Origin of the sequence: Sulfurovum sp. (genome assembly GCF_041551015.1) — a bacterium.
Taxonomy (GTDB): domain Bacteria; phylum Campylobacterota; class Campylobacteria; order Campylobacterales; family Sulfurovaceae; genus Sulfurovum.
This window is the reverse complement of record NZ_JBFENQ010000210.1, coordinates 1-1797: the sequence shown is the minus strand read 5'-3', so window position 1 is coordinate 1797 and position 1797 is coordinate 1. Positions and strand designations below refer to the sequence as shown.

Annotated in this window: 2 protein-coding genes; both read right to left on the bottom strand. The window is 35.6% G+C overall.

Features of this window, described 5'->3' with window-relative positions; translation table 11 throughout:
- A partial coding sequence (gltX, locus tag ABZC96_RS09890) for a glutamate--tRNA ligase (RefSeq protein WP_373030831.1) occupies nucleotides 1-1118 on the bottom strand: 1118 nt, incomplete at its 3' end.
- A 125-nt stretch (nucleotides 1119-1243) separates the two neighbouring features.
- Entirely contained in the window at nucleotides 1244-1528 is a 285-nt protein-coding gene (locus ABZC96_RS09885; protein WP_373030830.1) for a ComEA family DNA-binding protein, read from the bottom strand.
- Nucleotides 1529-1797 lie beyond the last annotated feature (269 nt).

The window sequence follows — 1797 nt, the reverse complement described above, 5'->3', positions numbered from 1 at the left end:
TTTTTCGATGATTTTTCATCATACTCACTTGGTGTCGTAAGTATGAGATTGATCTGTTCTGCGAGATCTACAAGTGTTTTTCCTCTCTCTTTTGTTGCATCGAGAAGCAACTCTAACTTATCATGTCCATGGATATCTACATCAAAATCTTTGAGCAGTATTGCAAGCTCATCATTTGGCGTATTTTTAATATAGTGTGCATTAAGCCAGAGAAGTTTATCTAAGTTATAATTGGACGAACTTCTATTTATATTTTTAGGATCAAAAAGTTCTATCATCTCTTCAAGACTAAAGATCTCCTGGTCTCCATGACTCCAGCCAAGACGTACCAAGAAGTTCAAAAGTGCTTCTGGCAGATAGCCCATTGCTTTATAGTCCATCACATCCGTCGCACCGTCTCTTTTAGAAAGTTTTTTACCCTGTTCATTGTTTATCATTGCTACATGGTTAAAGTTTGGTATATCAAATCCGAGTGCATTATAAACTACAATTTGTTTAGGTGTATTATACAAATGGTCATCTCCACGGATCACATCTGTCAATCCCATCAGTGCATCATCTATGGCTACCACAAAATTATACGTGGGTGCCCCATCCGCTCTAGCGATGACAAAATCATCTACTTCATCTGCAGAGATACACATATCGCCTTTGACACCATCCGTAAAACATATATTTCCTTCCTGAGGTGCTTTGATACGAATCACAGGTTCAACACCTTCTGGTGGAGTACCCGTAAAGTCACGATAGCGTCCATCATAACGTGTACGCTCTTTTTTAGCCATCTGTTCTTCTCTAAGTGCGGTCAGTTCATCTTTACTCATATAACACTTATACGCCTTACCCTCTTCAAGAAGCTGGTCGATGTACTTATGATAAATGTCAAAACGTTTCGACTGATACACCACTTCACCATCATGACTCATCCCTACCCATTCAAAAGCTTTGAGTATCGCTTCTGTCGCTTCTTCAGAATTACGTGCCATATCGGTATCTTCGATACGAAGTAAAAACTTACCTTTGTTATGCTGTGCAGTAAGCCAGGAAAAAAGTGCTGTTCTAAGCCCTCCGATGTGAAGATAACCTGTAGGAGAAGGTGCGAAACGTGTAACTGTCATAATAATGCCTTAAATAAAGTCTAAAAATAAATTAGTGAATTGTAGCGAAAATGTGGTTAAAGCGGATTATATTGTATAACTTGGAAAGAAGGGTCAATTCCTTCTTTCCAATGTTTCATTTTTTCTTAAATTTTTTCTGCACCTGTTTTTTTGACATCAGATGATAACTTGACACTGTTTTTCACCTTTAAAGCAATTTTCTCACCGACGCCTTTAACTCTTTGAAAGTCTTCAAAAGATTTAAATTCACTTTTGTTTCTCTCTTTGATAATAGCTGTTGCCTTTGCCTCACCAATTCCCTTGATCTCCATCAGCTCTAATTTAGATGCATTGTTCAGTTGATCTAAACTCATACCAAACAATGTCGATGTAGCAAGTACTAAAAACCCTGCTATTACTTTTTTATACATTTGTTCCCTTTTTAAAATTTATTTTTAGTTATATTAAAACATAACTTTAAATACTACACTATAATACATGTTTATACAGTTAAAAAACTATTTAGATAAGCAATGAAAGCTTTTTAAAGTCTATTGTGATAGAATTTGCACAAAAAGGATATAATATGAGTCAACTGGAGTGGTCCATTCTGGGTGCATTTATCATTTCTTTTGCTCTACAGTTTCTAATAATTCATTTTTCACATAAACACAGTTTTTTTATTGATTCTCATACAGAT

Bases quoted from the DNA above. Each gene is read 5' to 3' on its own strand.
- ABZC96_RS09885 (WP_373030830.1), bottom strand. From the start codon at position 1,528: ATGTATAAAAAAGTAATAGCAGGGTTTTTAGTACTTGCTACATCGACA.